Consider the following 6,518-nt stretch of genomic DNA (forward strand, 5'->3'; position numbering starts at 1 on the left):
TACTCGTTGAAACCGCTTACATTTCATGATAAGCTTTGTGATGTACTAATTTGAGGAGGAGTTAAAGTGAAAGATTACTTACAAAGATTGGGTCGCTCATTGCAGCTACCCGTTGCAGTATTACCTGCCGCTGCGTTGCTAGTTGGTATTGCAAACTACTGGTTATCATTTGGAACCAATTCAATTGCAAATTTCCTACTACAAGGTGGTCTAGCAGTCCTGAATCAATTGCCAATTCTATTTGCCGTTGGTGTCGCATTGGGGATGGCGAAGGACAAAGATGGTACCGCGGCCTTTGCGGGACTTGTCGCCTTTGAAATACCAGTCAACGTCTTAAAGCCAGAAAACATTGCCGCTTGGACCGACGTGAAATTGACTGCAGTAGATCCAGCGTTTGCCCAGATTTCAAACGTCTTTATTGGTATTATGGCTGGTTTGATAGCGGCTGCGCTATATAACCGTTTCCATGAAATCAAACTACCAATGGCGTTATCATTCTTTAGTGGAAAACGATTTGTCCCAATCATGGCAGCATTTGTCATGATGATTGTCAGTGCTGTTCTATTTGTTATTTGGCCAGCAGTTTATTCTGTATTAGTTAGCTTTGGTGAGTCAATTGTTAACTTGGGGGCAGTTGGTGCTGGTGTGTACGGGTTCTTTAACCGATTATTGATTCCAACTGGGCTGCACCAAGCATTAAATTCAGTTTTCTGGTTTAATGTTGCTGGAATTAATGATATCGGCAAGTTCCTATCTTCCCAAGGCGTCAAAGGGGTTACTGGAATGTATCAAGCAGGATTCTTCCCAGTAATGATGTTCGGCCTACCAGCTGGTGCGTTTGCCATTTATAAGAACGCGCGACCAGAACGTAAAAAGGAAGTTGGCTCTTTAATGCTAGCCGGCGCCTTTGCTTCATTCTTTACCGGAGTGACTGAACCACTAGAATTTTCATTCATGTTTGTTGCGTGGCCATTATACGTTATTCATGCTTATTTACTGGTTTATCCTTAGCCTTCGCAGCTTTCATGCACTGGACCGCTGGATTCGCTTTCTCCGCCGGTTTAGTAGACTTTGTACTAAGCTTTAAAAATCCAATTGCTAATGCGCCATACATGCTGATCCTACAAGGATTGGTCATGGCTGCGATTTATTACTTTGGCTTTAATTTTGCGATTAAGAAATTTAATTTAATGACGCCAGGTCGTGAAGAAATTACCGATGATGACGACGCCGAAGAAAGTGTTGCCACCGATGACGGTGATGACAAGTATGTGACCGAAGCTAAGAAAATCTACGCAGCCATTGGCGGTGCGGATAATATTAAGGTAGTCGATAATTGTACGACTCGGTTACGATTACAACTAGAAGACACAGATGCAATTAATCAAAACGCGATTAAGCGTAGTGGCGCACCTGGTTTAAATAAACTTGATAAACATAATTTACAAATTGTCATTGGCACAGAGGTTCAATTTGTTGCTGATGCCCTAGCAAAACTGAATAAAACGAAGGCACCAATTACGAAGACCGATTCTGAAACACAGGCTGCAACTGCTCCCGTAAAGGCTGCAGAAACAAACAGTGGCGTTACCGAAAACTTCTACAGTGTTGCAGACGGTGATTATGTCGATTTAGAAGATCTTCCAGACAAAACCTTTGCTGAAAAAATGATTGGCGATGGATTTGCCATCGAACCAACAAACGGGACCATCACTGCACCAGTTGATGGCATGGTTACCACAGTTTTCCCAACTAAGCATGCAGTTGGTTTTAAGACTGACGCTGGGCTGGAAGTACTGCTACACATGGGCTTAGATACAGTTGAGCTGAAAGGTGCACCATTTGATATTAAGGTCAGCGATGGCCAAAAGGTTACCCATGGTGATCCGATTGCTCAGGTTGATTTAAATGCCATTCGTACGGCTGGCAAAAAAACGGCGATGATCGTGATTGTCACGAATATGGATGCGGTTGGCATCATGAAGTTCAAACCGTTGAGTGAAAAGGTAACATCAAGCTCGTTAATTTTAACGACGACTACCAAATAAATAGAGATATCTAAGATTGAAACAGTGATGTTAATCTTGATATGAAGAAGTGACAAACATTCGGGATAGAGTGTTTGTCACTTCTTTGTTATCTACTGAATTTTTATATGGGTACTTTAAAGTGCGTACTTCCCTCGTTTATATCTTTGTACTAAGGTGTGAATGTAATCAAATTTAAGAATAAAGGAGCAACTAATAATGAGCTATCAATTTTTGAAACCTTATACATTTGAAAATGGGATGACAATCAAGAATCGAATTGTTATTCCACCAATGACGGAGGCATCTAGTCTTGAAAATGGCGCAATTTCAAATGATGAATTAGCCTATTTCCGCTTGCATACTGGGGGCGCTGGTATGTTTATTGCACCAGTTGCCAATGTGACCGAGAATGGTAAGGGATTTGAAGGTGAACTTTCAATTGCGGACGACAAGTTCTTACCCGGTTTGATAAAATTAGCAGAAACATTAAAGCACAATGGTACAAAGGCAATCCTTCAAATTTTTCACGCTGGTCGGATGTCGAACTCGAAGATTCTGAGGGGAAATGCAACGGTAAGTGCCAGTGCAGTTGCCGCATTGAGACCCAATGCAGAAACGCCAAAGGAGCTTTCAGAAGCTGAGATTGAGCACATTATTGCGGCGTTTGGGGAGGCAACTCGCCGTGCGATTCAAGCTGGCTTTGACGGAATTGAATTACACGGAGCTAACACCTATTTGATGCAACAATTCTTTTCACCACATTCTAACCGTCGAACTGACAAGTGGGGTGGTTCGGTAGAGAAACGAATGAATTTTGCATTGGAGATTATTAAGACAGTTCAAAAAGCTGCTGAAAAATATGCAACTCAGCCATTTACGATTGGTTACCGAATCTCTCCAGAAGAAATTGAAGAACCAGGAATTCGATTGGCTGATACACTGAAATTTATTGATGTCCTGGCTAAGCAACCGATTAATTATTTGCATTTATCAATGGGTTACGCATGGCGGACCTCGCTAAATGACAAATCCGACAGCGAACCAATTGTTAAGAAAGTGTTGCAACAGCTAAACGGTCGCTTACCGCTTATTTCGGTTGGCTTGGTTGAAACACCAGATGATGCTGAAAAGCTGATGAATGCTGGCGTTGACTTCGTTGCCATTGGTCGTGAAAGTTTAAGAGAGCCACAATGGGTTCAAAAGGTAATTGCTGGGCAGGAGGCTGCCATTCGATATACAGTTGCAGAATCTGATTTTGAGGAATTAGGTATCAATTTGGCGTTCCAAGATTTTCTGGGATTACTAAATGCTGATCTGCACATTGTTGGTTCAAGTCAAAGCAAGGATGAATTTGATAAGAAAATGGGTGGCGTTGAAGGCGGCGTTTAGTGAAGTAAACACTTCATCATAGGCAGATAAATAGTCAGTCAACTCCTGAATTTGCTAGACTTAATGTAGAAAAAATAATTCAGGAGGAAACTAAATGCTTAAAAAAATTAAAACGATTGAGAACGACGTCTATTATATTAACGAAGATTTAATTTCCTGCATCAAAAAAGTTGATTCGACCGTCACTGATAAGGAAAGCGACTGGCAGGTTCAATTAGCGGATGATGACGATTCAACTTTTACAATCACGTACGAACAGATGAATCGTAAAATTAGATAGATTATTGAGCCAAGCTTGCATCCTTTATGGAAAAGCTTGGCTTATTTATTTGAATTAAGCAGAATGACTGAATTTTGCAGATACAACTTGGTCAACCGTTTGTTGTTTTTCACAAATTTGGGTCGGTCCAATTGACAAATAGGTTGACTTTTTCAAAAATCCACGTATTATAGTGATTGTAAATTGAAAAGTAATTGAATTTACGGTATCGTTACTTAGGCTACTTCGAGTAGCAATTCAGTTAATGAAGGAGAGTATAATTCATGGCAGTAGATTACGATTCCAAACAATATTTGGAAAAAGTTGACGCTTGGTGGCGTGCAAGTACCTACCTTTCAGGTGGTATGATTTTTCTGAAGAGCAATCCATTGTTCTCAGTTACAAACACACCTCTTAAGGCAGACGACATTAAAGTTAAACCAATTGGTCACTGGGGTACTATCTCAGGCCAAACATTCTTATATGCTCATGCTAACCGTTTAATCAACAAGTACGGTTTAAACATGTTCTACATTGGTGGCCCAGGTCACGGTGGCCAAGTTATGGTTACAAACGCCTACTTGGATGGTTCATATACTGAAGATTATCCTGAAATTACTCAAGATCTTGAAGGTATGTCACGTCTTTACAAGCGATTCTCATTCCCAGGTGGAATTGGATCACATATGACTGCCCAAACTCCTGGCTCACTTCATGAAGGTGGCGAGTTAGGTTACTCATTATCACATGCTTCTGGTGCCGTTTTGGACAATCCTGACCAAATCGCATTTACAGTTGTTGGTGATGGTGAAGCCGAAACTGGTCCAGCTATGACTGCATGGCATTCAATCAAGTTCTTGAACCCTAAGAATGACGGTGCCGTTTTACCTACTTTAGACTTAAACGGATTTAAGATTTCTAACCCAACAATCTTCTCACGTATGAGTGATGAAGAAGTTGCTAAGTTCTTCGAAGGACTTGGCTGGTCACCACGTTTCCTTGAAAATGATGAAATCCATGATTACATGGCTTATCACGAAAAGGCAGCTAAGATTTATGACCAAGCTATTGCTGACATTAAAGCTATTCAAAAGGACGCCCGTGAAAACGGCCGTTACCAAGATGGCGAAATTGCTGCATGGCCAGTTGTTATTGCTCGTTTACCAAAGGGTTGGGGCGGTCCTCAATTCAACCCAGCTGGCGAACCAATCGAAAATTCATTCCGTGCTCACCAAGTTCCACTTGGTTTATCACAAAACAACCTCAAGGAATTACCTGAGTTTGAAGAATGGATGAACTCATACAAACCAACAGAATTATTCAATGCTGATGGCTCATTGAAGGCTGAAGTTGCTGACTTTGCACCTAAGGGTGACAAGCGTATGGCAATGAACCCAGTTGCTAATGGTGGCCGTGCTCGTGGCGAAAAGCCTGAAACACTTGACTTACCTAACTGGAAAGACTTCTCAAATAAGATTACTGCAGGCAACCGTGGAACTGAATTAACAGATCCTAACCAAAACATGGATATGAACGTTCTTTCTGGCTATCTTGCTAAGATTTCAACCATGAACCCTAAGTCATTCCGCTTCTTCGGACCTGACGAAACAATGTCAAACCGTCTTTGGGAAATGTTCAAGGTTACTAACCGTCAATGGATGGAAGAAATCAAAGAACCAAATGACCAATACGAAGCCCCAGAAGGCCGTATCTTAGATGCTCAATTATCAGAGCACCAAGCTGAAGGCTGGCTAGAAGCTTATACACTTACTGGTCGTACAGGAATCTTTGCTTCATACGAATCATTCCTTCGAGTAGTGGACTCAATGATTACTCAACACTTCAAGTGGATTCGTCAAGCTGCTGATGAGAAATGGCGTAATGATTACCCATCATTGAACCTTATCTCAACTTCAACTGTCTTCCAACAAGACCATAATGGTTACACCCACCAGGATCCTGGTATGTTAACTCATTTGGCTGAAAAGAAGTCAGACTTTATCCGTCAATACTTACCAGGTGATGCAAACTCATTACTTGCTGTATTTGACCGTGCATTTGGCGAACGTCAAAAGATTAACCACATCGTTGCTTCAAAGCAACCACGTCAACAATGGTTCTCAGTTGATGAAGCTGAAGAATTAGCTACTAAGGGTCTTAAGACTATCGACTGGGCTTCAACAGTTTCAGAAGATGAAAAGGCAGATATCGTTTTTGCATCAGCTGGTGTTGAACCAACAATCGAAGCCTTTGCTGCAATTGACTTAGTCAACGAAGCATTCCCTGCAGTTAAGTTACGTTATGTTAACGTTGTTGAAATCAACCGTCTACAAAAGAAGAATGGCCCATTAAATGCCGACCGTTCATTGAGTGACGCTGAATTCACTAAGTTCTTCGGCGAATCTGGAACACCAGTTGTCTTTGGCTTCCATGGTTACGAAGACTTAATCGAATCAATGTTCTACGAACGTCAACACTTAGGTCTCCATGTACATGGTTACCGTGAAGATGGTGACATCACTACTGCATATGACATGCGTGTCTACTCAGAAATTGATCGCTTTAACCAAGCTAAGGATGCTGTTAACACCCTTGTTGCTAAAGGTGTTGTCAACGCTGCTGATGGTAAAGCCTTCGATGAGAAGATGGATGCTATTCTTGCAAAGCATTTCAAGATTACTCGTGACGAAGGTCGCGATATCGAAGAATTTACTGACTGGAAATGGACTGCTTTAAAGAAGTAATTTAAAGTAATCGATTCAAGTAGTTTGATTCGAAAATAGGAAAGCGTCTCAATCAGAATTTCTGATTGAGGCGCTTTTTTGGCTCTCTGTCAAATC

At 41.4% G+C, this 6,518-nt stretch carries 3 protein-coding genes and 1 pseudogene; all 4 read left to right on the forward strand.

The annotated features are described in order from the left end of the window. Positions 1-66 precede the first annotated feature (66 nt). The 4 genes and pseudogenes from nagE to FD44_RS01610 all read left to right on the forward strand — a co-directional run bounded on the left by nagE (position 67) and on the right by FD44_RS01610 (position 6,422). A pseudogene (gene nagE / locus FD44_RS01595) lies at positions 67-2,048 on the forward strand (N-acetylglucosamine-specific PTS transporter subunit IIBC). A 198-nt stretch (positions 2,049-2,246) separates the two neighbouring features. After that, on the forward strand, positions 2,247-3,419 hold the full coding sequence (locus FD44_RS01600; RefSeq protein WP_010619875.1) for an NADH-dependent flavin oxidoreductase: 1,173 nt from the start codon (positions 2,247-2,249) through the stop codon (positions 3,417-3,419). A 94-nt stretch (positions 3,420-3,513) separates the two neighbouring features. Beyond that, positions 3,514-3,699: a hypothetical protein gene (locus tag FD44_RS01605; protein ID WP_010619874.1), complete on the forward strand. Its 186-nt coding sequence runs from the start codon at positions 3,514-3,516 to the stop codon at positions 3,697-3,699. Between the two features lie 263 nt (positions 3,700-3,962). After that, the gene (locus FD44_RS01610; protein ID WP_010619873.1) at positions 3,963-6,422 is read left to right on the forward strand and encodes a phosphoketolase family protein; all 2,460 of its coding nucleotides are present in this window, start codon (positions 3,963-3,965) and stop codon (positions 6,420-6,422) included. The last annotated feature ends 96 nt before the right edge of the window (positions 6,423-6,518 follow it).

Source organism: Secundilactobacillus malefermentans DSM 5705 = KCTC 3548 (genome assembly GCF_001436395.1).
Taxonomy (GTDB): Bacteria; Bacillota; Bacilli; order Lactobacillales; family Lactobacillaceae; genus Secundilactobacillus; species Secundilactobacillus malefermentans.

Bases quoted from the DNA above. Each gene is read 5' to 3' on its own strand.
- FD44_RS01600 (WP_010619875.1), top strand. From the start codon at position 2,247: ATGAGCTATCAATTTTTGAAACCTTATACATTTGAAAATGGGATGACA.
- FD44_RS01605 (WP_010619874.1), top strand. From the start codon at position 3,514: ATGCTTAAAAAAATTAAAACGATTGAGAACGACGTCTATTATATTAAC.
- FD44_RS01610 (WP_010619873.1), top strand. From the start codon at position 3,963: ATGGCAGTAGATTACGATTCCAAACAATATTTGGAAAAAGTTGACGCT.